Source organism: Streptomyces viridosporus T7A (assembly GCF_008704515.1).
GTDB lineage: Bacteria > Actinomycetota > Actinomycetes > Streptomycetales > Streptomycetaceae > Streptomyces > Streptomyces viridosporus.
In genome coordinates, this window is the sequence record NZ_CP023700.1 from 1,374,102 (window position 1) to 1,400,976 (window position 26,875).

General features: G+C 74.3%; 21 protein-coding genes and 1 pseudogene. 12 read left to right on the forward strand and 10 right to left on the reverse strand.

Features of this window, described 5'->3' with window-relative positions; genetic code table 11:
• Positions 1-117: 117 nt before the first annotated feature.
• The 3 genes from CP969_RS06420 to CP969_RS06430 all read left to right on the forward strand — a co-directional run bounded on the left by CP969_RS06420 (position 118) and on the right by CP969_RS06430 (position 5,865).
• The gene (locus tag CP969_RS06420; protein WP_016827422.1) at positions 118-1,635 is read left to right on the forward strand and encodes an MFS transporter; all 1,518 of its coding nucleotides are present in this window, start codon (positions 118-120) and stop codon (positions 1,633-1,635) included.
• Between the two features lie 291 nt (positions 1,636-1,926).
• Positions 1,927-4,704 carry a glycosyl hydrolase gene (locus CP969_RS06425; RefSeq protein WP_026085374.1) on the forward strand — a complete coding sequence of 926 codons (2,778 nt, stop codon included), beginning with the start codon at positions 1,927-1,929 and terminating at the stop codon, positions 4,702-4,704.
• Positions 4,705-5,259: 555 nt separating this feature from the next.
• Positions 5,260-5,865 carry a DUF6328 family protein gene (locus CP969_RS06430; protein WP_016827419.1) on the forward strand — a complete coding sequence of 202 codons (606 nt, stop codon included), beginning with the start codon at positions 5,260-5,262 and terminating at the stop codon, positions 5,863-5,865.
• 86 nt (positions 5,866-5,951) lie between these two features.
• On the opposite strand, the gene CP969_RS06435 is transcribed toward CP969_RS06430, so the two are convergent.
• Positions 5,952-6,341, reverse strand: coding sequence for a hypothetical protein (locus CP969_RS06435; RefSeq protein ID WP_039831307.1), 390 nt, complete (start codon positions 6,339-6,341; stop codon positions 5,952-5,954).
• 255 nt (positions 6,342-6,596) lie between these two features.
• Between CP969_RS06435 and CP969_RS06440 the strand changes: the two genes are divergently transcribed.
• Positions 6,597-6,830, forward strand: a complete 234-nt coding sequence (locus CP969_RS06440) for a DUF5133 domain-containing protein (RefSeq protein ID WP_026085373.1) — start codon at positions 6,597-6,599, stop codon at positions 6,828-6,830.
• A 63-nt stretch (positions 6,831-6,893) separates the two neighbouring features.
• Positions 6,894-7,064, forward strand: a complete 171-nt coding sequence (locus CP969_RS33165; protein ID WP_016827416.1) for a hypothetical protein — start codon at positions 6,894-6,896, stop codon at positions 7,062-7,064.
• Positions 7,065-7,537: 473 nt separating this feature from the next.
• Here the strand turns inward: CP969_RS33165 and CP969_RS06445 are convergent, their stop codons facing one another.
• On the reverse strand, positions 7,538-7,732 hold the full coding sequence (locus tag CP969_RS06445; protein ID WP_016827415.1) for a DUF2795 domain-containing protein: 195 nt from the start codon (positions 7,730-7,732) through the stop codon (positions 7,538-7,540).
• 552 nt (positions 7,733-8,284) lie between these two features.
• Between CP969_RS06445 and CP969_RS06450 the strand changes: the two genes are divergently transcribed.
• A complete protein-coding gene (locus CP969_RS06450; RefSeq protein WP_016827414.1) occupies positions 8,285-9,481 on the forward strand; it encodes an amidohydrolase in 1,197 nt (398 codons plus the stop codon).
• A gap of 144 nt (positions 9,482-9,625) precedes the next feature.
• Positions 9,626-10,042: pseudogene (locus tag CP969_RS33755) on the forward strand (MFS transporter); the annotation flags it as partial.
• Here CP969_RS33755 and CP969_RS06460 read toward each other — a convergent pair.
• The 6 genes from CP969_RS06460 to CP969_RS06485 all read right to left on the reverse strand — a co-directional run bounded on the left by CP969_RS06460 (position 9,972) and on the right by CP969_RS06485 (position 16,753).
• Positions 9,972-11,957, reverse strand: a complete 1,986-nt coding sequence (locus tag CP969_RS06460; protein WP_016827412.1) for a helix-turn-helix domain-containing protein — start codon at positions 11,955-11,957, stop codon at positions 9,972-9,974. The pseudogene CP969_RS33755 and the gene CP969_RS06460 sit on opposite strands and share 71 nt — an antisense overlap.
• Positions 11,958-12,032: 75 nt before the next feature.
• A complete protein-coding gene (locus tag CP969_RS06465; protein ID WP_016827411.1) occupies positions 12,033-12,833 on the reverse strand; it encodes a 3-hydroxybutyrate dehydrogenase in 801 nt (266 codons plus the stop codon).
• Between the two features lie 54 nt (positions 12,834-12,887).
• On the reverse strand, positions 12,888-13,367 hold the full coding sequence (locus CP969_RS06470) for an NUDIX hydrolase (protein WP_004991505.1): 480 nt from the start codon (positions 13,365-13,367) through the stop codon (positions 12,888-12,890).
• 64 nt (positions 13,368-13,431) lie between these two features.
• The gene (gene lnt / locus CP969_RS06475; protein WP_016827410.1) at positions 13,432-15,045 is read right to left on the reverse strand and encodes an apolipoprotein N-acyltransferase; all 1,614 of its coding nucleotides are present in this window, start codon (positions 15,043-15,045) and stop codon (positions 13,432-13,434) included.
• 237 nt (positions 15,046-15,282) lie between these two features.
• Positions 15,283-15,828 carry a hypothetical protein gene (locus CP969_RS06480; protein WP_016827409.1) on the reverse strand — a complete coding sequence of 182 codons (546 nt, stop codon included), beginning with the start codon at positions 15,826-15,828 and terminating at the stop codon, positions 15,283-15,285.
• A 139-nt stretch (positions 15,829-15,967) separates the two neighbouring features.
• Entirely contained in the window at positions 15,968-16,753 is a 786-nt protein-coding gene (locus tag CP969_RS06485; RefSeq protein ID WP_016827408.1) for a glutamate racemase, read from the reverse strand.
• A gap of 39 nt (positions 16,754-16,792) precedes the next feature.
• Here CP969_RS06485 and CP969_RS06490 point away from each other — a divergent pair, with 39 nt between their 5' ends.
• On the forward strand, positions 16,793-17,986 hold the full coding sequence (locus tag CP969_RS06490) for a glycosyltransferase (protein ID WP_004991495.1): 1,194 nt from the start codon (positions 16,793-16,795) through the stop codon (positions 17,984-17,986).
• Between the two features lie 19 nt (positions 17,987-18,005).
• Here the strand turns inward: CP969_RS06490 and CP969_RS06495 are convergent, their stop codons facing one another.
• Positions 18,006-19,304: a TerD family protein gene (locus CP969_RS06495; protein WP_026085371.1), complete on the reverse strand. Its 1,299-nt coding sequence runs from the start codon at positions 19,302-19,304 to the stop codon at positions 18,006-18,008.
• Positions 19,305-19,603: 299 nt separating this feature from the next.
• Between CP969_RS06495 and CP969_RS06500 the strand changes: the two genes are divergently transcribed.
• From CP969_RS06500 to CP969_RS06515, 4 genes are all read left to right on the forward strand, one after another.
• A complete protein-coding gene (locus tag CP969_RS06500; RefSeq protein ID WP_016827405.1) occupies positions 19,604-20,038 on the forward strand; it encodes a DUF6643 family protein in 435 nt (144 codons plus the stop codon).
• 42 nt (positions 20,039-20,080) lie between these two features.
• The gene (locus CP969_RS06505; RefSeq protein ID WP_016827404.1) at positions 20,081-20,908 is read left to right on the forward strand and encodes an MOSC domain-containing protein; all 828 of its coding nucleotides are present in this window, start codon (positions 20,081-20,083) and stop codon (positions 20,906-20,908) included.
• Between the two features lie 100 nt (positions 20,909-21,008).
• Entirely contained in the window at positions 21,009-21,614 is a 606-nt protein-coding gene (locus tag CP969_RS06510; RefSeq protein ID WP_026085370.1) for an Rv1733c family protein, read from the forward strand.
• A 157-nt stretch (positions 21,615-21,771) separates the two neighbouring features.
• Positions 21,772-24,222 carry a right-handed parallel beta-helix repeat-containing protein gene (locus tag CP969_RS06515; protein ID WP_016827402.1) on the forward strand — a complete coding sequence of 817 codons (2,451 nt, stop codon included), beginning with the start codon at positions 21,772-21,774 and terminating at the stop codon, positions 24,220-24,222.
• A gap of 12 nt (positions 24,223-24,234) precedes the next feature.
• Here CP969_RS06515 and CP969_RS06520 read toward each other — a convergent pair whose 3' ends face one another.
• Positions 24,235-26,658, reverse strand: a complete 2,424-nt coding sequence (locus CP969_RS06520) for a hypothetical protein (protein ID WP_051044443.1) — start codon at positions 26,656-26,658, stop codon at positions 24,235-24,237.
• Positions 26,659-26,875: the final 217 nt, after the last annotated feature.

Genomic DNA, 26,875 nt, shown 5'->3' on the forward strand with positions numbered 1-26,875 from the left:
GGCGGCGGGCCGGGCACGGTTTTCCCCGGGGGTGTTCCGGTCGTGGGCCGGGGTGTGTCCGCGCGACGACGGGGGAACTTGGTCCGCCGGGGCGCGGCCCCGGTGAGAGGAGTCCTTGTGGCGGCATCGACGTCGGCGGGAGGCGGTCGGCCCCCCGGCGCCCGGGAGACCGGGTACGAACCGGATCCGCACCGGTGGCGGGCCCTGTGGGTCACCCTGGTGGCCGGTTTCATGAGCCTGCTGGACGTGACGATCGTGGCGGTCGCCCTGCCCACCATCCAGCGCGACCTGCACGCCTCCCCCGCCCAGGTGCAGTGGGTGGTGTCCGGATACGCCCTCTCCTTCGCCCTCGCCCTCGTCACCGCCGGGCGCCTCGGCGACGCCCTGGGCCGGCGCCGCATCTTCCTGCTGGCCCTCAGCGGCTTCGTGGCCTTCAGCGCGGCCTGCGGAGCGGCCCCCGACATCACGCTGCTGGTGGTGGCCCGCCTCGCCCAGGGCCTGGCGGCCGGCTTCATGGCCCCGCAGAACTCCGCGCTCATCCAGCAGTTGTTCCGCGGCGCGGAACGCGGTCGCGCCTTCGGCTTCTTCGGCGCGACCGTCGGCATCTCCTCGGCCACGGGTCCGATCCTCGGCGGCGCCATCCTGGCCCTGGCCTCCGGCCCCCAGGGCTGGCGGTGGATCTTCTACGTCAACGTCCCCCTCGGCGTCCTCGCCGTCCTGCTCGGCCGCCGCCTGCTGCCCCGCACCCGGCGGACCGGCCGGGCAGACGTGGACCTGCCCGGCGTCCTGCTCCTGGGCGCCGGTGTCCTCGGGGTCATGTACCCGCTGGTCCAGGCGGACTCCGGGGGCATCGGCCGCCTGTGGTGGCTGTTCCTCGCCGGTGTCGCGATCCTCGCCGTCTTCGTCCGCCGGCAGCGCCGTCTCGTCGCCCGGGACGCCCAGCCGCTGCTCGACCCGCGCCTGTTCACCACGGTGCGCGGGTACGCCGCCGGCGCCGGTGTCGGCACGTTGTACTTCGTCGGCTTCAGCGGGGTCTGGCTGGTGTTCGCCCTCTTCTACCAGCACGGCCTCGGCTTCTCCCCGCTGCTGTCCGGCCTCGCCGTGACCCCCTTCGCCCTCGGGTCGGCGAGCGCGGCCGTGGTCGCGGGCCGGCTGGTGGACCGGTTCGGCCGCCTGCTCACCGTGTGCGGCCTCCTGGGAGTGATCACCGGCCTGGGCACCACCGCGCTGCTGCTCCGTTTCGCGCCCGTCGACATCGCCCCCTGGGTCGCCGCCCCGGCGCTGCTCCTCGGCGGCATCGGCAGCGGCTTCGTGGTCTCCCCCAACATCACCATGACCCTGCGGGACGTGCCCGTGCGCATGGCGGGTGCGGCGGGCGGCGCCCTGCAGACCGGGCAGCGGCTGGGCGCCGCGGTGGGGACCGCCGCCCTGCCGGGCCTCTTCTACCTGGTGCTCGGCGGGAGCGGCGACTACCGCGGCGCCCTCGTCACCGCACTGGGCGCCGCCCTGGCCGGCATGGCGGCGTCCCTGGCCCTCGCCCTGTCCGACTGGCGGCGCGACCGGCGGACGCACCGGCCGCACCCGAAGTGCCCGGACGAGGTCGCCCACTCCCCGGTGCACGCCCGGCACACCTGAACGGTCTCGGCCGTCACCGGGTCCTCGTCCTGCGTGCGGAAGCCGGCACGCCACCATCGCGACCGGCTTCAGGGCAGGACCCCCGCGCAGGAGCGCTCTCGCACATCCGCTTGAAGGAAGCCCCGCGCTCTCACGCCCTCACGACGTCACAGCGTGAAGACACAACGGATTCAGGCCCGGTTTCAACTATTGACCTCGCTCCAAGTATTGACACGTGCATTACATGGACTTTACGTTCCGGCCATCTGAGAGCGCTCTCAGCCCTCCTCCCGCAATGACCCGAGGTGCCCCATGCCATCCCCCCACACCAGACCGGCAGTGGTCCTGCTTCTGGCCTGCGCCCTCGCCGTCGTCGGCCTGGGCCCGGCCGCCGCACCGGCGGCCGCCGCCACCGTCCCCGTAGGCTCCGGCAGCTACTCCGACACCCGGCCCCCCGGTACGTCGGGCCCCACCACCAACACCGGAACACCGGTCACGCCCAAGCTGACCGCCGCCGCCCGCAACCGGCCCGTGCCCACCAACGACTGGTGGTCCTCCCTCGCCTTCCAGCGCTACGGCGACAACCCGTACTCGACCCCCATGTACGGGCACCCCCTCACCTACCAGGCCACGGCCGGCGGACTCGACGTCGGCTACCCCACGTCCCCCGCGATCGTCGGTGACGGCCGCCAGTACGAGTACGCCCACAAGCGCGACCTCACCATCGGACTGACCGGCCTCGACTCACCCGACACCAAGGCCGACGACTGGTCCGACTGGACGGTCACCCCCCAGTGGTCCGACGGCGCCCGTACCCTGCGCACCACCATCGGCCACGGCTCCCCGTTCGTGTACGCCGAGGGATCCGGCGGGAACGCCCAGGTCACCACCGCCGGCGCGCCCACCGTCTTCGCCGACCAGGGCAACGTCCTCGGCATCACCGTCGCCGGGCACCACTACGCCCTCTTCGCGCCGACCGGCAGCGACTGGAACGTCGCCGGCTCCACCGTCACCGCGGCCCTCGGCTCCAAGGACTACTTCTCCGTCGCCGTGCTGCCCTCCACCGGCGCGCTGGCGACCTTCAAGAAGTACGCCTACAGCTTCGTCACCGACTCCAAGGTCACCTGGAACTACACCGGGGGCACCGTCCGGGCCACCTACACGCTGACCACCGAGGCGAAGGAAGGCACCGAGCGCGGCACGCTCCAGGCGCTCTACCGCCACCAGTGGCTGCACACCACCGACCCCCTCACCTCCTACACCTACGTCTCACCGCGCGGCACCATGAAGGTCCGCGAGTCGGCCTCCTTCACCACGAGCCAGAAGGCAGCGGCGGTGCTGCCCGCGCCGCCCAGGTCGAACGGCGTGGACGCCGCCAGGCTGCGCGGGTACCTGAACGAGGTCGTGAACGCCGCCGACCCCTTCTCCGGAGCCTCCGACACCTACTGGACCGGCAAGGCCCTCGGCCGCCTGGCCCAGCTCGTCCCGGTGGCCGACCAGATCGGCGAGACCGGCACCCGGGACCGGCTTCTCGCTCTGATGAAGGGCAAGCTCCAGGACTGGTTCACGGCGGGAGGCGCGAACGGGTTCAGCTACGACAAGGACTGGAAGACGCTCACCGGCTACCCCGCCTCCTACGGCAGCGACACCGAGCTGAACGACCACCACTTCCACTACGGTTACTTCGTCTACGCGGCGGCGATCATCGCCCAGTACGACCCGGGGTGGGCCGCCGAGTCCGCCTGGGGCGGCATGGTCAGGACCCTCGTACGGGACACCGCCAACCCCAGCCGCACCGACACCGCCTTCCCCTTCCTGCGCGGCTTCGACGTCTACGCGGGCCACAGCTGGGCCTCCGGCCACCAGGGCTTCGCGGCCGGCAACAACCAGGAGTCCTCCTCCGAGTCCACCAACCTCAGCGCGGCCCTCGTCCTGTGGGGTTCCGCCACCGGCGACACCTCGCTGCGCGACCTCGGCACCTTCCTGCTGACCACCGAGGCGGAGTCGATCGCCCAGTACTGGTTCGACGCCGACGAGCAGGTCTTCCCCTCCTCCTTCCGTCACGACACGGCCGGCATGGTGTGGGGCAGCGGCGCCGCCTACGCCACCTGGTGGACCGCCAACCCCGAGGAGATCCACGGCATCAACGTCCTGCCCGTGACCGGCGGATCGCTCCACCTCGGTGGCGAGAAGGCCGCGATCCGGCGCAACATCGCGGAGATGGAGCGGGAGAACGGCGGCCCGGCCGTCGAATGGCGCGACATCCTCTGGGAGTTCCAGTCCTTCGCCGACCCGGCCGCGGCCAAGGCGAAGTGGGACGCGGGCCACGCCGGCTACACGCCGGAGCAGGGGGAGTCGAAGGCGCACACCTACCACTGGATCAACACCCTCGACGCCCTCGGCGCCCCGGACGCCACCGTGACCGGTGACATTCCCGCCTCCGCCGTCTTCACCAAGGGAACGACCCGGACCTACGCGGCCCACAACCACGGGTCGACGGCCCGCACCGTCACCTTCTCCGACGGCAAGACCCTCTCCGTGCCGGCCCGTTCCACCGCGACCGGCACCGGAACCGGTTCAGGAGAGCCCGACCCCGACCCCGACCCGCCGACCGGCAACACCTTCCAGCTGCGCAGCGGTGGCGCCCTGACCACGGCGACCGGCGGCACGGCGGGCAGTGACACCATCGCCTCCGCCGACGGCGCCAACCACGACGGCACCCCGTACCGGCCCCTCGTCTACGAGGCCCGCGGCGTCAACGGCACGCTCGCCCCGGGCGCGCAGACCGCCTTCCGGCTCCAGGTGGACGCGGGCAGCACGGTCGGGCTCGGCCAGCAGGCCCGGATCAGCTACGACTTCACCGGCGACGGCACCTTCGACCGGACCGAGACGTACCGCTACTTCGCGACCGACCCGGTCACCGGATGGGAGGAGTACACCCAGGCACGCGGTCTCCAGGCGTCCACGGGCGCACCGGGCGATCTGAACGGCGGCACCGTACGCCTCGAGGTGTGGAGCGCCATCGGCAACGGAGCCTCGAAGCTTCAGACGGGCACGGACAGGTCCGTGCTGGTGATCCCCTACAGCTGAACCGGCAGGAACCCACGGCGGCGGGCACCGGCGGCATACCGGCGCCCGCCGCACCGGCGTGGCCGGGGACGGCCGGTGCGACCGCCGCTCGGGCCCGGGAAGCGGATCGGCGGCGGTGAACGTACGGCCGGGAACCTGCGGATGAACGGCCGCCCATGCGTCGCGGTGGCACGCGCTCATCCCGTCCAGTGACCGCCGGCCACACCGGAACCGCACGCTCGCGCAGTCCGGGGCGGCATCGAGGTCGCCGAAAGCAGGGCGTCCCGCACTTCTCCCTCCCGGGCGGTTCGGACGTCCACCGTCCGGGCATCGACCTGCGCGGGGAGGGCGATCCCGGCGCCGGCCATCCCGTGGTCGAGGGCGACGGCCCCGGCGCCTGCGACAGGCTCGCACGCCGCGCGCTGGAGTGACACGGCACGCTGCGCCGCACAGCCTTCCGTCCGTGTGCGGCGTCACCACCGCCCGCTGCGGCCAAACCGGCCCTTTCGTGCCCTGTGACCTGCATGGAAGGGGTTCGGACGGGGCAAGCGGTCTGCCTGGGACGGGGAGGATGCCATGACGATGACGGAGCAGCCGGTCGAACGGGTGGGAGAGGACGCCACCTGCTGCGCGCGCCACGACGACCGCGGTCCGGGGCCCGGGGGCGAAGCTCCGGAAACACCGCGTGAGCGGGTCAACCGCCGCTGGAACGAGGTCCTGCAGGAGACCCGGGTCACCCAGACGGGCGTGCAGATCCTCTTCGGGTTCCTGCTCAGTGTGGCGTTCACCCCGCTGTTCCGGGAGCTGGAGACGTTCGACCGCGTCGTCTACGTCATCACCGTGGTGCTCGGCGCGGCGGCCACCGGGTCGCTCATAGCGCCCGTCTCCCTCCACCGCCTCCTGTCCGGCCAGCGCATGAAGGACGAGATAGTGGAGGCCGCCTGCCGCTTGATGCGGTGCGGCATGGTCCTCCTCGCGCTGACCATCGGCTGCACGCTCCTGCTGATCCTCCGTGTCGTGGTGCCCGGCGTCCTCGCCGAAGCACTCGCCGCCGGGGTCATGCTGTGGTTCGGTCTGTGCTGGTACGCGCTGCCGCTGTACCTGCGCCGCCGCGCCGCCCGACGCGCGAGCGCCGGGCGGTGCACAGCGCACCCGGGGCGCGAGACGGGCGAGGCACCGTGAGCGGATGACGGCAGCGGGTCGCAGCGCCGCGGACACGACCGGCCCGGTGCGCCGAACGGAACGCTCCTGGCCCGCAGGGCCGCGGTTCACCCGTCACCGGTCTCGGTGTCGGTCCGCAGCACGCCCAGGCGCCCCACGCCGTCGGTGACGGCCACCCACCACCGTCGCCGACCGTCCGGTGCGTCGCCCGTCGTCGGCTCGGCGAGCAGATCCACGCGCTGGTACGCCTGACCGGGCAAGGTCCCCTGGCCGGTGAACTCCTGCCTACCGGTCCCGGCGTCCGGGCCGTCGCCCGTGATCCTGCGCAGCACCGTCTCGCGGATGTCGACGACGAAGACGGCCGTGTCGTACGCCCCGGCACCGGCGGCGTACTCGGCGATGAGGTCCGGCAGTTGTTCGAGCGTGGCGGTGTGGCCGGCCTGCATCAGCCGTACCAACGCCGGCGTTGCCCTGCCTCTGTCAGCCACGACCCACATCCAGCGGGGAGCGACCGTCCCGGCCGGCCGGGCACAGAACGAACGAGGGGCTGCGCATCCGGCGCGGATTCACTCCGCCGCTGTCGGCCCGGACCGCACCGGCAGACGACAAGCGTTCCCTGGGGACAGGACGTACAGCGCTCCTCCGGACATCACCGGCTCCACGGTGGCCGTGGGGCATGTGGGGCGGGGAACGGGGTAACCGGGCGGCGACCCCGCCCCGGATCTCGTGGCGGCGCGGAAGGAGAATTCCTGATGTTGATGGCCCACCCTGCAGTGCTGCGGGATCTGATCGAGCAGTACGAGGCCCTGGTGGCTCTGGACGCCTCCGAGGCGGACAGCGCGCGGGGGCGGCAGCGGATGGAGGACGTCGCCTACACCCTGTGCGTCTCCACCGGCACCCGCGACATCGACGCGGCCCTGATCGCGGCCCGTCACCAGTTGCCCGGCGCCCGGCCCCAGGACGACTCTCTCCTGAGCGGCAACTGACCCCTCCCGAGCCGCACCCGTACGCGTGCCCGTGCCTCCGGACCGAACAGAACGGACGAAGACGTGAAGACCGCTGGAAGAGCTGCCGCGCCGATCTACGACCGCTTGATAGCCGAACGCGGCGACGTCGTCGCGGCGGCCGCGCTCACTGCGGAGGAGACCCGCCGTGAGGTCGCCGAAGTCCTGGACTTCGGCTTTTCGAGCACGGGCGGCGAGACGGGCGAGGACGAGTAGCGTCGGCTGCCCCGGGACGGGCGGAGCCCCCCCCCGCGGCGGTGGACGCCCCGCGCGGCACCGGCCGTATCGACGCGGGCAGACGACGGGGGGCGGCCGTGGCCACGAACCGCTGTGTCACGGCGTACGGCTCGGCGTCGCCCCGGAAGAACGCAACCGGGGCTCTCCACGCTTCTCGGGTTCTCGGCGGCCGATCACCGTGATCATGCCGCGGCCCTGGTCGATCGCCGACCGGGGCCCGTGCTTCCCCGGCCGAGGGCGCGAGGACGGCTCGCAGGCGCGCACGCCGCCCTCCGTCCGGCGCCCGCCCGGAGCGAGTGACGTCCTCGGTGACGCGATCGCACCGCTCGGGCGGTGTGTGCCGTACGGATTCGCGGTGCCGGGTGCCGTCGGCACCGCGAGGGCCGGGCCGTACCGCTGCCCCGGCGTCTCGTCTCCCGTGCGCGGTCCGGGCCGCACAGGAGCCGTCCGGGTCATTCGTTCTCGAACACGGCCTTCTGGACGTCGTTCGGGCCGTCGAACTCGTCCGCGGGGGCGTCGACGAGCTTCTTGACGAGGGTGTCGTCCGCACCGTTGTCCTTGGCCAGCGTGACCAGGTCGTCGCGGCTGGCAGGGTACTCGGCGCCCTTGAGCGCCTTCTGCAGGTCGATCGGGCTGATGCTCGCCATGGTGGTCTCCTCGCTGTGCTGGGGATTCTCCGGTGGGGCCCGTCGTACCGGGCCGGTAGACAGGTACATCGTGTCCACAGCGGAGGGGGCGGCGCATGTCGGCCCGCCCGCCCCAGCGCCCCGGCGAAGCGGGCGACACCGCCCGCAGCACGGGCCGGCCCCGGTTCCGCGGAGGCCCCGGCCCGCCCGGAGTTGCCCGGGGTTGCACGGAGCCGTGACGGCCGGTCGCACGCTGCGGGTCCCGCGTGATCACTCAGGGGCCACCGAGGCAGCGCACGGTCACCGGGCGGGCACGCCTCCACGCGTGCGGCAACCCGGTCCGGCTCCCCGCACCGACATCCAAGACGACGCGGGAGCGAGGGGGCCCGTGCTTGGCCGACTGGGAGCAGCCACCTCGGCACGGCGCATTCGCTCCGCGTCGTCCGGGAGCGCACCGGACGTGTCGCACCGGTGCGCCGGTGGAAACCCGGAGGTGTCGCGGCGCCCGGTTGATGGCACCCGGTGGTGCACGAAGCGAGGACCCGCGACCGCACCTTGATCCGAGGAGGCCAGGTGGCCCGTACGCCTTCCGGCGACGACGTGAATGCCGACGTCCACGACAGGCTGCGCGTGGAGGTCGCGAAACGGGCGGATCTCCTGTGGGAGGCCGCCCTCGAGTTGCACGCCCACCCCGAGCACGCCTTCTCCGAGCACCGGGCCGCGGCGCTGCTGACCGGCGCGCTGGAGAGTGCCGGTTTCGAGGTCGAGCGCGGGGCGGCCGGGATGCCCACCGCGTTCACCGCCCGCTCGGGTCACGGCCGTCCCGCCGTGGCCCTGCTGCTGGAGTACGACGCCTTGCCGGGCCTCGGCCACGCCTGCGGGCACAACCTCATCGCAGCCGCCGGTCTGGGAGCGGCGCTCGCGCTGAACGCGGTGCTGGACGCCTCGACCGGGCGGGTCCTGGCGGTCGGGACGCCGGCCGAGGAGGGCGGGGGCGGAAAGGTCCTGGAGGTGGAGGCCGGCGTGTTCGACGACGTCGACGCCGCGCTGATGTTCCACCCGGGCGTGTACGACTGGACGCGGGCGCCGCTGACCGCGCAGGTGCAGTACCGGGTGGCCTTCCACGGCCGCGCCGCGCACCCCACCGGCAACCCGACCGAGGGCGTCGACGCTCTCCTGGCGCTGGTCGAGCTGTTCAACGTCCTGACCGCCCTGGGCAGGCGTCTGCCGGCAGCCTCCCACATCCAGGGGATCGTCACCGACGGGGGCAAGGCCACCAACATCGTCCCGGAGTACGCGGAGGGGCTGTTCGGCCTGCGCGCGGCAACCACCGAGGCGCTGGAGGACCTGACCGGGCAGTTGCGCGCCGGCGCCGAGGGCGTCGCCCACGCCACGGGCACCAGGGTCGAGGTGGAGCGCGCCACGCTCCGCTACGAGCACTTCCGTGACAGCGGCCCGCTGTCCGAGACGTTCGCCGGGCACCTGTCCGGGGCGGGGATCGAGTTGACGCCGCCTGCGCCGGGCGTCTACTTGGGATCGTCGGACATCGGCAACGTCAGTACACGCGTGCCCGCCATCCACCCCTTCGTCGCCATCATGGACGAGGGGTCCGACCACACCCCCGAGTTCGCCGCGGCAGCCGCCTCCCCCCGGGCCCGCGACGTACTCGTCGCCGTCACCGGCGCGCTGGCCTGCACGGCCGCGGACCTGCTCCTCGACGCGGACCTGCGCGAGGAGGCGTGGAGACTGCACCGGGAGACGGGACGCTGAGCCGTGTTCCGTGGTCAGCACCGCACCAGCACGGGAATCGGCACGACACCTTGACCCCATGACGGCAGCGCGCACTTCGGACAGGCTCCCTGGCGGCCCTGTCGAAGCCCTCGTGGAGGCCCATGCCCGGCCTCCACAGTGCCCGCGCGCAGGGCGGAGAACATCGGTCACTACGTGATCACGGCGCTCGCCCTCGTGCACGCCAACACCGCCGCCGACGTCTCGAAGCAGACCGCGCTCAACGCGGTGCTCATCGCCTCGGCCGTCCACTTCGCCGCCATCCCGGCCCGGGGCGCGCTGTCGGACCGGATCGGCCGCCGCCCCGCGTACCTGATCGGCGCGGTCGGCGTGGGGCTGTGGGTGCGCCCCTTCTTCTCCCCGATCGACACCGGCAGTTTCGGGAACCTGCTCCTCGCGGTGACCGTGGGTCTGGTGCTGCACGGGGCGGTGTACGCGCCGCAGGACCCCCGTACGCGCGGGCGTACGGGGGTCAGTGCGGTGCGGGCGGTGTCCCCGCCGACAACCGGTGCAGGCGCAGGGCGAGCTGGATCTCCAGCGCCCGGGCGGGGCTCTGCCAGTCGCCGCCGAGGAGGCGGCCGATGCGCTCCAGGCGCTGGGCGACGGTGTTCACGTGGACGTGCAGGTCGTCCTTGGTGCGGGCGGGGCTCATGCCGCTGGCGAAGTACGCGTCGAGGGTGCGCAGCAGCTCGGTGCCGCGTCGTTCGTCGTACGCCACGACCTGGCCGATGGTGCGGTCGACGAAGCCCGCGATGTCCTGCTCCCCCGCCAGCAGCAGCCCCAGGAAGCCGAGGTCCTCGGCGGCGGCGCCGTCACCGGAGCGGCCCAGCCGCCGCAGGGCGTCGAGGCAGCGCCGGGCCTCCGCGTAGGCCGCCGCCACGGTGTCGGGGCGGTCGGTGAGCCGCTCCACCGGGGCGGACGCGCCGACGGTGACCGGTTCGTGGACGGCCGTGCCCAGGTGCCGGGCGGTGCGGCGGGCCAGGTCGGTGGCGGTGTCCCCGGGGGTGAGGGGCAGCAGCAGGACGGTGCCGCCGTCGCGTGCGGCGGCGAGGCCCTGCCGGGTGGCCGCGAGGTGCGAGGCCGCGGCCCACAGGCGTCTGCGGGCGTCCGCCTCCTGGTCGGCGTCGGCGGCGCCGCCCTCCAGCCGGGCCGCGAGCACCGCGTGGGTGGCGTCGAGGTCGGCCTGCAGCCGGGCCGCGCGCTCGCGCAGCAGGCGCGGGTCGCGGTCGCGGGCGTCGAGCAGGTCGTCGAGCAGCTCGCCGCGGACGCGCTGCTCGGCCTCGGCGGCGGAGCGGCGGGCGAGCAGCAGCAGTGAGGTGACCATGGCCGCGCGCTCCAGGGTCCGCTGGTCGACGGGGTCGAGGCCGGGGTGGCCACGCAGGACGAGGGCGCCGAGGAGTTCGTCCCCGGCGGCCACGGCGGCGATCCAGTCGTCCCCGTGCCGCACCGCGTGCCCTTCGGCCCGCGAGGACTCCAGGGCCCGGGCGGGCGCCGCGGCGGCCTCGGTGAACTCGACCGTGCCGTCCAGGACCTGGGAGACGGCGGCGGCGACGTCGTGCACCCCGCCACCGCGCAGGACCAGCTCGGCCAGCCGGTCGTGGACGTCCGAGGCGCGCTCGATGACCCCGCTGCGGTCCTGGATGATCTCGTTGGCGCGTTCCAGGTCGGCGAGGGCCGAGCGGGTCTCGGCGAGCAGGTTGGCGGTGTCGATGGCGGCCGCGGCGAGGGCGGCGAAGGAACCGAGCAGGGCGATCTGCTCCCGTTCGAAGAGCCGGGCCCGCCGGTCGGCGGCGAACAGGACGCCGATGACGTGGTGCCCGAGCATCAGGGGCACCCCGAGGATGGCCACGAGCCCCTCGTCCCGCACGCCGGTGTCGATGGTGCGGGTGTGCTGGAAGCGGCCGTCGCGGAAGTAGTCGTCGGTGACGTAGGGGCGGGCGGTCTGGGCGACCAGGCCGCCGAGCCCCTCCCCCATGCCGAGGCGCAGCTGCTGGAAGCGGGCGGCGACCGAGCCCTCGGTGACCCGCATGTAGGTGTCGCCCCTGGCCGGGTCGTTCAGGCTGAGGTAGGCGACGTCGGTGCCCAGCAGCGAGCGGGCGCGCTGCACGATCGCCTGGAGCACGGCGTCCAGGTCGCGCAGTCCGGCGAGGTCGTGGGCGGTCTCGAAGAGCGCGGACAGCTCGGCCTCCCTGCGGCGCCGGCCCTCCAGCTCCGAGCGCACGCGCAGGGCGAGCAGCTTGGCCTGCTCGAGCGCGGCGATGCGCTCGGCGGGCTGCCTTTCGGCCCGGGCGAGCAGCACCGGCTGCTCGTAGGTCTCGGCGGGCGCGCCCCGGGCGAGCAGTTCCAGGAACGGGGTCTCGACGCCGGCGGGCGCGGGGCGGGCGCCGGAGCGTGCCCGGCCGGACGTCGCGGCACCGGGGACGGCATGCTCGGCGGACTGCACGTGATCACGGGACATGCTCACAGGATTCCTCATCCCACGGCCGCTCCGGCAGGCCTGTGGACGACGCGGCCGGGGCCGTCGTCCCACGCCTCAGTGGGCGGTCCAGCCTCCGTCCAGGACCAGCGACGTGCCGGTCACGAAGGACGCCTGCGGGCCGCACAGGTAGGCCACCGCCTCGGCGACCTCCTCCGGCTCGATGAGCCGTTTGACGGCGCTGTCCTGCAGCAGCACCTCGGACAGGACGCGTTCCTCGGGGATGCCGTGCGTGCGGGCCTGGTCGGCGATCTGCCGCTCGACCAGAGGGGTGCGCACATAAGCGGGGTTCACACAGTTCGAGGTGACACCGTGGGGTGCGCCTTCGAGGGCGGCGGTCTTGGACAGTCCCTCCAGGCCGTGTTTGGCGGCCACATAGGCGGACTTGTAGGCCGAGGCGCGCAGGCCGTGCACCGAGGACACGTTGACGATGCGGCCCCACCCCTGGCCGTACATGTGGGGCAGGGCTCCGCGGATGAGCCGGAACGGCGCCTCCAGCATCACGGTGAGCACCGTGTGGAAGGCGTCGGGCGGGAACTCCTCGATGGGGCGGACGAGCTGCAGCCCGGCATTGTTGACCAGCACGTCCGTGCCGACGGCGGCGAGTTCGGCGGCGTCCAGGTCGGTGAGGTCGAGGACGTGCGGCTCGACCGCGCCGGCGAGGCCGTGTGCCTCCTCGGCGAGTGCCTCCAGCCCTCCGGCGTCCCGGTCGACGGCTCTCACCTTGGCCCCGGCGTCCGCGAGCCGCAGCGCGCAGGCGCGGCCGATGCCGCCGGCGGCACCGGTGACGAGGGCGGTGCGACCGCCGAGGTCGAGCGGGGAAGGGTGGGGGGCCGGGAAGGCAGGGGGCGCGGTCATGGCTCGAGCCTAGGCAGCGCCCGTCCCCCACCACATATGGTCAGGCCCTACAGTTCAGCCGATTTCAGTGGGGTCGAACCATGTGGGTGCATCCGCCATGGCTTGTTTGATCCGGAAGCGGCCGAACTCGTCCAGCTCCGGCAGCGCGTCCACGGCGAACCAGCCGACGTCCAGCGACTCGTCGTCGTTGACCCGCGCCGTCCCGCCGACGGCCCGGCAGCGGAAGGTGATGTCCATGTACTGGCAGATGTCGCCGTTGCCGTACGTCACCGGCTCCAGCGCCTGGACCAGTACGACCCGCTCGGCGACACAGCGCACCGCGGTCTCCTCCTCGACCTCCCGCACCGCACAGGCCGCCGGCTGCTCCCCCGGGTCGGGGATGCCGCCGATCACCGACCACCGGCGGGTGTCGGACCGTCGGTTCAGCAGCACTCTGCCCTCGTCGTCGAAGACGATCGCGGTGACCCCGGGGAGCCACAGCAGCTGGTGACCGGCAAAGGCGCGCAGGGTGCGGATGAAGTCAGGAGTAGCCATGCCCCGACCCTAACCGCCCGGTCAGGGCCCTCCCCGGCACTTCGGGAGGTGTGCGGCAGGCGTACTACCGCACGCCACCGGCGCGTCGCCCGCGCACACCGGCGCCGACGGCCCAGCCGAGTCCGCCCGCGGCGACGAGCACCAGGGCGGCCTCCGGGAGGACGCCGAGACGGGTGGCGGGGGTCTGCGAGGAGCGCAGCGGCACCTCCTGCACCAGGGAGTCGGCGACGAACATGCCGGTCCTCTGCGTGATCCGTCCGTCCGGCATGATGATCGCGCTGACGCCGCTGGTCACCGGGACGGTGACGGCGCGGCTGTGCTCGACGGCACGGACGCGGGACATGGCGAGCTGCTGGTGGGTCATCTCGCTGCGGCCGAAGGTGGCGTTGTTGCTGGGCACGGAGATCATCTGGGCGCCGGCGGTGACCGTGTCGCGCACGGCCCAGTCGAAGGCGGCCTCGTAGCAGGTGACCAGGCCGACCCCGGCGCCGCCCATGCGGAAGACGCCCGGCTCGTCGCCCCGGCTGAAGTCCTGGCGGACCATCGACGTCCAGTCCTCGTTGATCGCCCCGACGAGCGAGCGCAGCGGGAGGTACTCGCCGAACGGCTGGATCTGCCGCTTGTCGTAGGTGTCGACCGGACCCTTCACCGGGTCCCACAGGATCTGCTCGTTGAGCAGCCTGCCGTCCCTGCCGACCACGCCGCCGACCGAGACGGGGGCGCCGATCGCCTTGGCCGCGCGGTCGATGACGGAGCGCGCGTCGGCGTTGGCGAAGGGGTCGATGTCGGAGGAGTTCTCCGGCCACAGCACGATGTCCGGCCGTGCGGCCCGGCCGGCCTCCACCTCGGCGGCCAGACGCTCCGTCTCGCGTGCGTGGTAGTCGAGGACGGCGCGCCGCTGGGAGTTGAAGTCGAGGCCCAGCCGCGGCACGTTGCCCTGGATGACCGCGACGGTCACGGTGCCGTTCTCGGCCCGGTCGCCGACCAGCGGCCGGGCGGCCACCGCCGCCACCACCGGGACGGCGACGCAGAGCGCGCCGCCGACGGCCGCGGCCCGCCGCACGGTGCCGGTGCGCCGTGCCCGCAGGGACAGCCGCACGACCTCGTACAGGCCGAAGCCGCACAGCACGACGGCGAAGCCGAGCACGGGGGTGCCGCCGAGCGCGGCGAGCGGCAGGAAGACACCGTCCGCCTGGCCGAACGCGATCTTGCCCCAGGGGAACCCGTGGAACGGCGCACGCGCGCGCACCGCCTCCCCGGCGGTCCACAGCGCGGCCGCCCACACGGGCCACCCGGGCAGCTTCGACACCGCGGCGACGCCCGCGCCGACCAGCGCGACGAAGACCGCCTCGATCACCACGAGGGCGAGCCACGGTCCGGGGCCCACCTCCACGCCGGTCCACACCAGCAGCGGCAGCAGGAAGCCGAGGCCGAAGAGGTAGCCGAGGCCGAGCCCCGTCCTCCAGCCGCGTCCGCGCAGCGCCCAGCCGAAGACGGCGAAGGCGGGCAGGGCCAGCCACCACAGGGTGCGCGGCGGGAAGCTGACGTAGAGGAGCAGGCCGGAGAGTGCGGCCGCGGCGGCCGGGAGGAGGCGGACGAGTCGCCTGCCCCGCGCCGTGGGCGCGGTCTGCGGCGGCGACGGGTCCGACTCACCGACGGATGTTGCGGTGACGGTCACTCCGGGAGTCTACGGGGAGTGACATCGGGGCCGACAGCTCGGCCGCCCGGAGCCGGCACGCTCAGGGCGGCGGGCGGCGCGGCGCGCGCCGGATCGTTTCCGCGGGAGGTGTCCCGGCACATCCCGCGGAAACGGCCGCCGGCCGTCGCGGTGTGCCGGCGCCTCCGCCGTGCGGCCGGGCGCGGCGCCGGCGGCCGGGGTCCGCCGCGGGCCGGTGGCGGCCGGCCCCCGCGCGGTTCAGCGCGGCGCGCCCGGCCGGTGCGGACGGAGCCGGTCGCGGATGACGCGCACCGCCGCCTCCGCGTCGTCCACGGTGACCGTGAAGGTGTGTCCGTCCCACAGCCGCAGCACGACGCCCTCACCGCGGCGCACGACGACCGCCGTGCCCTTCTCGGGCCGCCAGCGGTAACCCCAGCCTCCCCAGTGACGCGGGGTGACGTGCGGGGCGAACTCCGCGCCGGCCACCTGGGAGAGCGGGATGCGCCGGCGCGGCACGCCGATGTGGCCGCAGCGCACCTCCAGGTGGTCCTCGTCCACCCGCAGCGCGACGTGCACGAAGGCGAGGGTCCCGAACAGGACGAGCAGCCCGGCGGCGATGCACCCGACGACGGCCATGACCAGGGGCGCGATGCCGGTCGTCCAGGCGGAGTCGACGGCCAGCGTGATGCCGAGCGCCAGGCAGGCGGCGCCGATCAGCGCCAGCAGCCACTGGTAGCGGTTGGTCGCGCGACCGGTCCAGACCTCGGAGCGAGGGGCGTGCTTGCCGTGGCGGTGGTCCCTCATACGTTCGAGGTTACTCAGGATTCGTTCCGCAGGGGCCGCGTGGCACAGCGTCACTGGGCCGACCGGGCGGGCGGCGGCCCGGCCCCCGCCCGCAGGCCCTGCCCGCGGACGCCCCGTCCGCCGGCGGCCCGGTGCCGGTTCACCCGGTGGTGGTGACCTGCCGGAGCAGCCGGCCCTCCGCGTAGGTGAGGGCGGGCCTGGGGAGCGCGCCCTCGCGTCCGCTCAACAGGACCGTCAGGGTGCCGCCCGCCGGGGCTCCGGGGGCGGGCCGCTCACCGATGCGGCGCAGGGCCTGGGCGGCCACCGCCCCGGCGGAGCCGTACAGGGCGATCGGCGGGCCGGCGGGGCGCTGCACGGCGGCCCGGATGCGCTCGGCGACCAGTTCGTAGTGGGTGCAGCCCAGGACGACGGCCGTCACGTCCTTCGGGGTGAGCGCGGCGGCCGCCGCGACGGCGGCGCCGATCGCCCTCTCGTCGGCCCGCTCCACGGCCTCGGCGAGTCCCCAGCACGGCACCTCGGCGACGGCCACGCCGTCGGCGAAGTCCTGGATCAGGTCCTTCTGGTAGGGGCTGCCGGTCGTGGCCGGGGTGGCCCAGATGGCCAGCGGTCCGCCGCCGGCCGCGGCGGGCTTGATCGCCGGGACGGTGCCGATGACCGGCAGGTCCGGTTCGAGGCGGGCGCGCAGGGCGGTGAGCGCGTGCACGGTCGCGGTGTTGCAGCCGACGATCAGCGCGTCGGGCCGGTGCGCGGCGGCCGCCTCGGCGACGGCCAGGGCGCGCCCGGTCAGGTCCTCGGGCGTCCTGGGTCCCCACGGCATGCCGTCGGGGTCGAGGGAGAGGACGAGATCGGCGTCGGGGCGCAGGCGCCGTACCTCGGCGGTGGCCGCCAGCAGGCCGATTCCGGAGTCCATGAGCGCGATCTTCACCCGGCCACGATAGACGATGAGCCGCTCCGGGCCGCTCCCGTGGGGCAGACTGCGCACGTGAGCGCCGTTGTGTGGACCGCCGCCGGATCACTCGCCGCCTGGCTGTGGCTGTTGCTCTGCCGGGGCTTCTTCTGGCGCACCGACGTACGGCTCCCGCCCTCGCGCGACCCGGGGACGTGGCCGTCGGTGTGCGTGGTCGTCCCCGCGCGGGACGAGGCGGCGGTGCTGCCCGCGAGCCTGCCGTCCCTGCTCGCCCAGGAGTACCCGGGGCGGGCCGAGGTCTTCCTCGTCGACGACGGCAGCACCGACGGCACCGGAGAGCTCGCGCGCGAGCTCGCGCGCCGGTCCGGCGGGCTGCCGCTCACCGTGGGTTCCCCGGGCGAGCCGCCCGCCGGCTGGACCGGCAAGCTGTGGGCGGTGCGGCACGGCATCGCCCTGGCACGCGCGCGCGACCCCGAGTACCTGCTGCTGACCGACGCCGACATCGCGCACGCCCCGGACGGTCTGCGCCGGTTGGTGGCGGCGGCGCGGACCGGGGGGTACGACGTCGTGTCGCAGATGGCCCGGCTGCGGGTGGAGAGCCTCTGGGAGAGGCTGGTCGTGCCGGCCTTCGTCTACTTCTTCGCGCAGCTCTACCCGTTCCGCCGGATCGGGAAGGACGGGACGCGGACGGCCGCCGCGGCCGGCGGCTGTGTGCTGATGCGCGCCGAGACGGCCGGGCGGGCGCGGATCCCGGACGCCATCCGGCACGCCGTCATCGACGACGTGGCCCTGGCGCGGGCGGTCAAGCGCGCCGGCGGACGCGTCTGGCTGGGGCTGGCGGACCGGGTGGACAGCGTGCGTCCCTACCCGCGGCTGCGCGACCTGTGGCGCATGGTGGCGCGCAGCGCGTACGCGCAGTTGCGGCACAGCCCGGTGGTGCTGGCCGGTACGGTCGCCGGGCTGGTCCTGGTGTACCTGGTGCCGCCCGTGGCGGTGGTCGTGGGGGCGGGGGCCGGGAGCCCGGTCGCGGCGGCCCTCGGTGCGGGGGCCTGGCTCGTGATGGCGGGGACGTACGTCCCGATGCTCCGCCATTACCGGCAGCCGCTGTGGCTCGCTCCCCTGCTGCCGTTCACCGCGTTCCTGTACCTGCTGATGACGGTCGACTCCGCGGTGCGGCACCACCGGGGGCGCGGTGCGGCCTGGAAGGGCCGCACCTACGCCCGTCCGGACACCGTGCCCGACGAGGGCTGACCGGGCGGTTCCCCGCGGCTCACTTCCGGCCCGGCGTCCAGTTCATGCCCCAGCCGTAGGCGTGGTCGACGGTGCGCTGCGGGCTCACGCCCCGTTCGGGCACCAGGTAGCGGGCCTCGCGCTGGACGACGAGGTCACCGCCGCCGGTGTTGGTGATCAGGGCGAGCGCGCACACCGTGGAGGGGACGGTGCACTCGTCGAGCGAGAAGTCGATCGGGGCGCCGTGCTGCGGCTGCAGGGTGACCGTGGCGTTCAGGTCGGCGAAGGAGCGGGCGCCCTCGTAGATGGTGACGAAGACGAGGATGCGCCGGAAGAGGTGCTTGTGGTCGAGGCTGACGGTGAGGTTCTCGCCGGTCGCCACGGCGCCGGTGCGGTCGTCTCCGTCCAGGTGGATGAACGGGGGCTGGTGCAGGGACCCGAAGGCGTTGCCGAGGGCCTGGACGACTCCCTTCCTGCCGTCGGTGAGTTCGTACAGGGCGCACAGGTCGAGGTCCAGGTCGGAGTGCATGGCGGCCGGGCGGCCCAGCTTGGCGGCCCAGCCGGAGAACTGCTTGCGCACCTGCCAGTTGAGGTTCACGTGCAGGGTCCCCGAGGTGCCGCCCTGCTTGGTCAGCGAGACCGCGGGGGCCGCCTTGGTGAGCGTCACCTTGGTCAGCCGGACGGGGGCCGGCGCGGAAGGCGCCGCGGGCTGCGGCGGGGCGACCGGACGGATCGCCGGGGAGGGGGGCGGGGCCACCGGGGGCGGGGGCGCGGCGACCGGGGGCGCCGCGGCCGCCGGAGGGGCGGGAGCGGTGTGCTGCGGCTCGTCCACGGTGATGCCGTAGTCGGTGGCCAGGCCCTCGAGGCCGCTGCTGTAGCCCTGGCCGACGGCGCGGAACTTCCAGGCGCCCTGGCGCCGGTAGAACTCGCCGAGCACGAACGCCGTTTCGGTGGTCGCCCCGGTGCTGTCGAAGCGGGCCGCCGCGGCGCCGCTCGCGGCGTCCTTGACCTCGATGTACAGGTCCGGGACCCGTCCGAAGGCGCCGCCGTCGGAGGAGGCGGCCACGATCACGGTCTCGATGCCGGGTTCCACGCGGGCGAGGTCGACGAGCAGGGTGTCGGTGACCCGGCCGCCCGCGGTGCGCTTGCCCTCGTGGCGGACGGCGCCGGAGGAGTGGGCGGGCTGGTTGTAGAAGACGAAGTCGCCGTCGGAGCGGACCTTTCCGCCGACCAGCAGGAGCGCCGAGGCGTCCGCGTCGGGTACGCCGGGGCCGGACCGCCAGCCCAGTTCCACCCGGAGCGCCGTGGTCGGCACCGGTGTGTTCGATCCTTTCGGCATTGACATGTCCGCCCCCATCGCAGGTCGCCGCGCCGAGCAGCCGTGTCCCGGCATCCGTCGGGTTCTCGTCCGCCCAACCTATGCCCCGCGGGCGGGGAACTCCCACGGGGATGCGCGAGGACCGCTGGTCAACCAGCGGTAACCCGCCCGGAACTCGGCCTTTACACGAAATCCGACCGGCGGATTGACCGTTTCCCCCAAGTTCGCTCGTATTGGGGATGCCAGGACACGGCGGGCACGGAAAACAACCCTCTTATCGGTCTCCCCAACCAGCACATCGTGGGCTTAACTTATGTGCCATGACCTCCCCCCGCTCCACTTATGGTGGCGGCTACTACTCCGCCTCCTTCCCGGACACCCCGATCTACGACTCGCTCGTGGCCGAGCGAGGCACTCCGCAGATCGCCCCGATCCGGGTCCCCTCCGCGTACGAGGCACCGGCCAGTCATCTGCCCGCGCTCCCCTCGGCGTTGCCCGCCCTCCCGGCGGCCCCGTCCCAGCCCTCCTACGGATACCCGCAGCCGCCGCAGCCGGCTCCGCTCCAGCAGGCGCCCGCGGCGTACATCCCGCAGCAGGCCACCGCGCCGCGCGGCTACCCCGGGCCCCAGCCGCAGCCGCCGCGTCCGGCCGCTCCCGGCGCGGGCTACGAGGCGATGCGCCCCGCGGCCCCCCGGCCCGGTCCGGCCCCGTACCAGGATCCGTACCAGAACCAGCAGCAGTACCGGGGGTACTGAGTCGGCCATGGGGCCGTCGGCGCCGTCCGGCACGATGGCCCCATGGGGAACGCGCGTCTGCACTCGATCCACATTCATCCGGTCAAGGCCTTCCGGAGCCTGCCACTCCGGGAGGTCGTCGTGGAGCCCTGGGGGCCGGCCGGAGACCGGCGCTGGATGCTGGTCGACGACGGGGGAAAGGTCGTCACACAGCGCCGCCGACCGCGCCTCGCACTGGCCGTCGCCGAACTCCTGCCCGGCGGCGGCGTCCGGCTGTCCGCACCGGGGGCGGAGCCGGTGACGGTGTCCGTCCCCCGGCCCGGCAGGACGGTCCCGGTGGTGCTCTTCCGCGACAGGTTCGAGGCGGTTCCGGCCGAGGACGACGCCGTGCACGCCTGGTGCAGCGCCTACCTCGGCACCGACGTGCGCCTCGTGCACCTGGACGATCCGGCCACGCGCCGGCCGGTCGACCCGCAGTACGCACGGCCGGGCGAGACCGTCACCCTCGCGGACGGCTACCCGCTGCTGCTCACCACGACCGCTTCGCTCGACCGCCTCAACTCCCTGATCGCCCGGGGCGACCACCCGGCCGAGGGTCCGCTGCCGATGGCCCGCTTCCGGCCGAACGTGGTCGTCGAGGGCACCTCCCCCTGGGAGGAGGACACCTGGACGCACGTCACCGTCGGCGAGGTCGCCTTCCGGGTCGCGAAGCCCTGCGGCCGGTGCGTGGTGACGACCACCGACCAGGGGACCGCCCGGCGCGGGAGGGAACCGCTGCACACGCTGGCCGCCCATCGGAAGACCGACGGCGAACTCCTCTTCGGACAGAACCTGGTGCCCCTCTCCACCGGCACGATCCGCGTCGGCGACCCCGTGGAGGTCCTGGCGTAGCCGGTGCCGTCCGCACGGACGGGAACCGGCATCCGGGCCCGCGCGTTGGCCTCTCATGAGAGGTTCGTGAGAAACCGGGCGGGTGACCGGGGGGTGGACGGTGCGGGCGATCGGCGGACTCTGGCGCTGGCGGCACAACCCGCTGTGCCGCAGGACCGACCTGGCCGAGGCCTGGGTGGCGCTCGCGGCGCTGCTGCTCGCCCTCGTCGCCGCCCCGGTGGCCGGCTGCCTCGTCGGCGGCACCACCCACACCGCGTTGCAGCGGTCCGTCCGCGCCCAGCAGCAGACCCGGCACCCGGTGCAGGCCACGGTGGTGCGCACCCTGCCCCCGTCCCCGCTGGAGATCGCCCCGGAGACCGCCTCCGGCCAGGAGCCGCGCAGCCGGGTCCTGGCCCGCTGGACCGCGCCGGACGGCACCGGGCGGAGCGGGCCGGTGCCGACGCTGCTGAAGGACCCGCGGCCGGGCGACCGCTTCGGGATATGGACCGACGGTCAGGGACGCCTCACGCCCCGCCCGCTGGACACCGCGACGGCGACGACGCACGCCGTGCTCGCCGGGTCGGGCGCGGCCCTGGCGGCCGCGGCCCTGGTCGAGGGCGGCAGACGGCTGATCGTCCGGTGGATGGTGCGCCGCCGGTACGCCGGTTGGGACCGGGCGTGGGAGAAGGCGGGCCCGGACTGGGGCAGGACGGGCACCGGCAACTGACCGCGTTCCGACTCCGGTCAACCGCGCGTCCGCGCGCACGCTACGGTGGTCCGGCCGAACCGATCGGCGACGGACCGGGCGCGAGCCGCGGGGTCGGCTGCGGCGTCCGGCGGGCGAACGAGCCACAGGCACGACGAGGTGGGGGCACGGCTACACCATGGCACAGGGCACGGTCCAGGTGACGCACACCGGCACATCGAGGTGGCGCCGCCGCACGGGTGAGTACGCATCGCTCGCCGCCGCCCTGGAGGCCGCGGCCGACGGCGACGTCCTCACCGTCACTCCCGGCACCTACCGGGAGAACCTCGTCATACAGCGGGCGGTGACCCTGCGCGGCCCCGAGGGCTCCCCCGGATCGGTGCGCATCGCGCCCGCGGACGGCGTCCCGCTGACCGTGCGCGCCTCGGCGGTGGTGCAGGACCTGCACGTGGAGGGCCAGGACGCCGCCGCCCCGGCGATACTCCTCGAGGAGGGCACCCCGGAGCTGCGCGACGTCCGCGTGGTCACCCGCTCCGCGGCCGGCATCGAGGTGCGCGGCGGTGCCCGGCCCACGGTGCGCCGCTGCACGGTCGACAACCCGGCGGGCGTCGGCATCGCCGTGCTGGACGGCGGGGGCGGGGTCTTCGAGGAGTGCGAGGTGGTCTCCGCGGGGCAGGCCGGCGTGGCCGTGCACGGTGGCGGCCACCCCCGGCTCGAGCGCTGCCGGGTGCACCACGCCTCGGGCTCGGGGCTCACCGCGACCGGGGAGAACTCGGCGCTGGAGGCGGTGGGGTGCGAGGTCTACGAGGTGCGGGGCAGCGGTGTCCAGGTGACGAACCGCGCCACCGCCCATCTCACCGACTGCGAGGTGCACCGCACCACCGGCGACGGCGTCACCCTCGACACGGACGCGGTGCTGACGCTGGCCGACTGCCGGATCCACGACATCCCGGAGAACGCGGTCGACCTGCGGTCCCGGTCGGTGCTCACGCTGACCCGCACCAGCGTGCGGCAGTTCGGCCGCAACGGCCTGTCGGTGTGGGACCCGGGCACGCGCGTGGACGCCAACCAGTGCGAGATCTTCGACAGCACCGGCGACTACCCGGCGGTGTGGGTGAGCGACGGCGCCACCGCCGTACTGGACTCCTGCCGGGTGCACGACGTGCCGGACGCGCTGTTCGTCCTCGACCGCGGTTCGCGCGCGGACGTGGTCGACAGCGATCTGTCGCAGGTGCGCAACACGGCGGTGTCGGTGAGCGACGGCGCCACCGCGCAGCTCGACGACTGCCGGATCCACCAGGCGGCGACCGGCGCCTGGTTCCGGGACCACGGCAGCGGCGGCACGCTCAACAACTGCACCCTGGACGGCACGCAGACCGGCGTGATCGTCACCAAGGGCGCCGACCCGACCGTCGAGCGCTGCACGATCGACTCCCCGGCCGAGGCCGGCGTCTACGTCTCGGCCGGTGGCCGCGGCACCTTCCTCGGCTGCCGGGTCACCGGCAGCGGCGGCTACGGCTTCCACGTGATCGACGGCAGCCGTACCACGCTCAGGAAGTGCCGCACCGAGCGCTGCGCGCGCGGCGGTTACGAGTTCGCCGAGAGCGGCGCGGACGCGGCCCCCGGCGCGGGCGGCCCGGTCGTCGAGGACTGCACGAGCGACGAGAGCGGGAGCCTGCGGACCCCGGCTCCGGAACCGGAGCCGGTCGTGCAGACGGCGGACGGCTCCCCGGGTCTGCTGGGCCCGGTTCCCGATCAGCGCGCCGCATCCGCACCGTCCGCGCCGCCGGCCCCGGCCCCCGAGCCGGAGCGGGAGGCGCGCGCCTCGCAGGACGTCCTCGGCGAACTCGACGCGCTGGTGGGCCTGGAGAGCGTCAAGCGCGAGGTCCGGGCCCTCATCGACATGATCGAGGTGGGCCGGCGCCGGCAGCGGGCGGGGCTGAAGGCGGCCTCGGTCAAGCGGCACCTGGTGTTCACGGGTTCTCCCGGCACCGGCAAGACCACCGTCGCCCGCCTGTACGGCGAGATCCTCGCCTCGCTCGACGTGCTGGAGAAGGGGCACCTGGTCGAGGTGTCCCGGGTCGACCTGGTCGGCGAGCACATCGGCTCCACGGCGATCCGCACCCAGGAGGCGTTCGAGAAGGCCCGCGGCGGTGTGCTGTTCATAGACGAGGCGTACGCGCTCTCCCCCGAGGACGCCGGGCGCGACTTCGGCAAGGAGGCCATCGACACCCTGGTGAAGCTGATGGAGGACCACCGGGACGCGGTGGTGGTGATCGTCGCCGGCTACACGGCCGAGATGGAGCGGTTCCTCTCGGTCAACCCGGGGGTGGCGTCCCGTTTCTCACGGACGATCACCTTCGGCGACTACGGCCCCGGGGAACTGCTGCGGATCGTGGAGCAGCAGGCCGAGGAGCACGAGTACCGGCTGGCACCGGGTGCGGGCGAGGCACTGCTGAAGTACTTCGCGGAGATCCCCAAGGGGCCCGCGTTCGGCAACGGGCGCACCGCGCGGCAGACGTTCGAGGCGATGGTCGAGCGGCACGCGAGCCGTGTCGCCCAGCTCGACGAGCCGACCACCGACGACCTGACCCTCCTCTACGCCGAGGACCTGCCCGCACTGCCCTGAGCACCGCCGCCGCTACGCCGAGGGCACGGGGGGACCGGCCGGGCCGCCGCCGGGGTCCGCCGTGTGCCGCGGCGCCGGTACGTCCGGCCGCAGCCGGGCGAGCAGCCGCCGGCGCTCCTCGGCGAACGCCGGGTCCGCCTGGTAGTCGGAGTGGCCCAGGATCGGCGCGGGCAGCGGATGGGCTTCGGTGCGGCCGTAGGCGAGGGGGTCCCTGAGCGGGGCGCGGTCCACCTCGGGGCCGTGGTCGCCGGGCAGCCGCACCGGGCCGCCGATGGGGTCGGTGGGCCGGTACAGGTTGCGCCAGCAGTCGACCTCCCGGTGCAGGGAGTCGAGCGCGGCCGGACCGAAGTGGGCCGGGAACCAGCGGCCGTACAGCCGCTCCAGCGGGGAGCCGTAGGTCAGCAGGGCGACGCGTCCGCGGATGGACGGCGGGAGCTGCCAGGCCGCCGCGGCGGCGAGGACGCTGCCCTGGGAGTGGCCGGAGATCACCAGCCGTCCGCCGGTGGACCGCGTCCAGGTGGCGATCCGCCAGGTCAGGTCGGGCACCGCGCGCTCGGCGTAGCAGGGCGGCGCGAAGGGGTGGGCGGCGCGCGGCCAGAAGGTGCCGACGTCCCACAGGATGCCGATGGTGCGCCGCGCGGAGGCGTCCTTGTAGGCGCGCCGGCCGCAGGCGACGAGGAGGACGAAGCCCAGCCCGATCAGCCAGGAGCCCAGCGCCTGCGCGGTCTCGGCGGCGCCGTGGACGACGGCGTACGAGTCCCGGGCCGCCGCGCCGGGCGTCCGGTCGGTGAGCGTGGCGCCGGCGAGGGCGCCGGCGCCCAGCAGCAGGGTGGTGGCGGAGACGACGGCGACGATGCGCGGCGCGCGGTCGGTGAGGGCGGCCATGGTGCGGGCGGTGACGATGCGGCGGGTGCGGCCGGTGTCCCCCGTCTCGCCGGGGTACTCGCGTTCCACGGCGGCGCGCTCGGCCCGCGCGATGCGCCAGGCGCGCCGGGCCAGCCAGCCGCACAGCACCAGCAGCAGCGCCAGCAGCGGCGGGATCACGGACGCCTGCCAGGTCAGCAGTACCGGCGGCCCGGGGATCGACGTCCCGGTGCCGTCCAGCCAGTCGGACATCCGCTGGGACACGCCGCCGGACATCACCCCGCCGAGCGCGCAGGCGAGCATGGCGACCGCCGGTCCGGCCAGGCCCCGCATCGCGGCGCGCCGGTCGGGGGCGGAGCGGTACAGGACGCGGGCGACCCCGGCGAGGACGACCACCAGGAGGCCCTGGACCAGGACGAGGGCGCCGAAGGCCGGGTCGCCGGGCAGCCGGCCCGCCGACTCCCACCCGTCGCGCTCCCACCCGGCGTACAGGAGGGTCAGCGCGAGCAGCACGAGGGCGGCGAGGGGCAGGCCGCGCACCAGGCCCGCGTCGAGCGCGTCGTCCAGGCGGCGGTCGGTGCGGCCCCGGCGGCACACCACCCACACCACCGCGCACGCCCCGGCCACCAGCGCCACCCCCAGGAGCACGCCGAGCACGCCGAGCACGCCCGGGACGGCGGGGCCGCCAGGCCCGCGGTCGTACCGGGCGGCGGCGGAGCCGACCGCGGCGGCGACCGTCAGCAGTCCGGCGGCGGTGTGCGCGGCGCGCAGTCGCGCGACCAGGCGCCGGCCGTACCAGAAGCCGGGCCGGCCCAGCGCGGTGCGTCCGCCGGCCTCCTCGGGTTCCGGGTCGTGGGTCATCGGCTGCTGGGACTCGTAGGCGTTCCAGGTGCGCAGGGACAGGTACCACAGCAGGCCGGTCAGGGCGGTGGGCACCAGGGCGGCGAGGGCGAGCCTGCGGCCCGGAAGGCTCCACCAGCCGCCGTCGGAGACCTCGGGCGAGAGGAAGCCGAGCCAGGAGTGCCGCTCGGCGCACGCGCGCGTGCCCGCGCACTGCCAGGCGGCCAGGTCGAGGGCGACCTCGCAGGCGGCCGCGACGAGCAGCACCGTCAGGCTCAGCCCGGCCAGCCGGACCAGCAGCCCGTACAGCCGGACCGTGCGGGTACGGCCCCGGCTGGAGGGGCGCATCCAGTGGGCGAGGTTGACCACCATGAAGGGCAGCAGCAACAGCCACAGGGCACGGGTGCCGTTCCCGGAGGTGAGGTTGCACCAGACGTAGGCCTCGGGGACGGGCCCGTCGCGGCGGTCGTCGGGCCGCCGCTCCGCGTCGGCGTCGTCGGCGCGCCGGAACACGGCGGCGATGTCGTCACCGGTGATCCGGACCGTGCGTGGATCGTCGAGCATCTCCTCGGGGGTGGTGCCGCCCACCCCGTGGACCAGGAGTTCCAGGGCGGCCCCGGACGGGCCGGGCCGTGCGGAGGTGCCGTCGCTGCTCTCGGCCGGTCCCTGTGCTCCCGGTTCTCTCGATTCCTGCGGTTCTCGCGGTTCCCGCGGTTCTCTCGTACGTTCCACTGCTGCGCACTTCCCCCGGTGACACGTCGTCGGCTCCGTCCGTGCGGGCACAGGATCTCCCCCCGCCGGAACGGCTCACACCTCTCGTCACGGAATCTCCCCGGTCCGTGCGACGGGCAAGCAACTTACGCGACATTGCTGACATGCGCGCGACGATTCACCGGAGGCGCCGCCCCGGGTCCCGGCATGCGAGGATGGGACGCCCGCGCACCGGCGA

Bases quoted from the DNA above. Each gene is read 5' to 3' on its own strand.
- CP969_RS06425 (WP_026085374.1), top strand. From the start codon at position 1,927: ATGCCATCCCCCCACACCAGACCGGCAGTGGTCCTGCTTCTGGCCTGC.
- CP969_RS06430 (WP_016827419.1), top strand. From the start codon at position 5,260: ATGACGATGACGGAGCAGCCGGTCGAACGGGTGGGAGAGGACGCCACC.
- CP969_RS06435 (WP_039831307.1), bottom strand. From the start codon at position 6,341: ATGTGGGTCGTGGCTGACAGAGGCAGGGCAACGCCGGCGTTGGTACGG.
- CP969_RS06440 (WP_026085373.1), top strand. From the start codon at position 6,597: ATGTTGATGGCCCACCCTGCAGTGCTGCGGGATCTGATCGAGCAGTAC.
- CP969_RS06445 (WP_016827415.1), bottom strand. From the start codon at position 7,732: ATGGCGAGCATCAGCCCGATCGACCTGCAGAAGGCGCTCAAGGGCGCC.
- CP969_RS06460 (WP_016827412.1), bottom strand. From the start codon at position 11,957: ATGTCCCGTGATCACGTGCAGTCCGCCGAGCATGCCGTCCCCGGTGCC.
- CP969_RS06465 (WP_016827411.1), bottom strand. From the start codon at position 12,833: ATGACCGCGCCCCCTGCCTTCCCGGCCCCCCACCCTTCCCCGCTCGAC.
- CP969_RS06470 (WP_004991505.1), bottom strand. From the start codon at position 13,367: ATGGCTACTCCTGACTTCATCCGCACCCTGCGCGCCTTTGCCGGTCAC.
- CP969_RS06480 (WP_016827409.1), bottom strand. From the start codon at position 15,828: ATGAGGGACCACCGCCACGGCAAGCACGCCCCTCGCTCCGAGGTCTGG.
- CP969_RS06495 (WP_026085371.1), bottom strand. From the start codon at position 19,304: ATGCCGAAAGGATCGAACACACCGGTGCCGACCACGGCGCTCCGGGTG.
- CP969_RS06500 (WP_016827405.1), top strand. From the start codon at position 19,604: ATGACCTCCCCCCGCTCCACTTATGGTGGCGGCTACTACTCCGCCTCC.
- CP969_RS06505 (WP_016827404.1), top strand. From the start codon at position 20,081: ATGGGGAACGCGCGTCTGCACTCGATCCACATTCATCCGGTCAAGGCC.
- CP969_RS06515 (WP_016827402.1), top strand. From the start codon at position 21,772: ATGGCACAGGGCACGGTCCAGGTGACGCACACCGGCACATCGAGGTGG.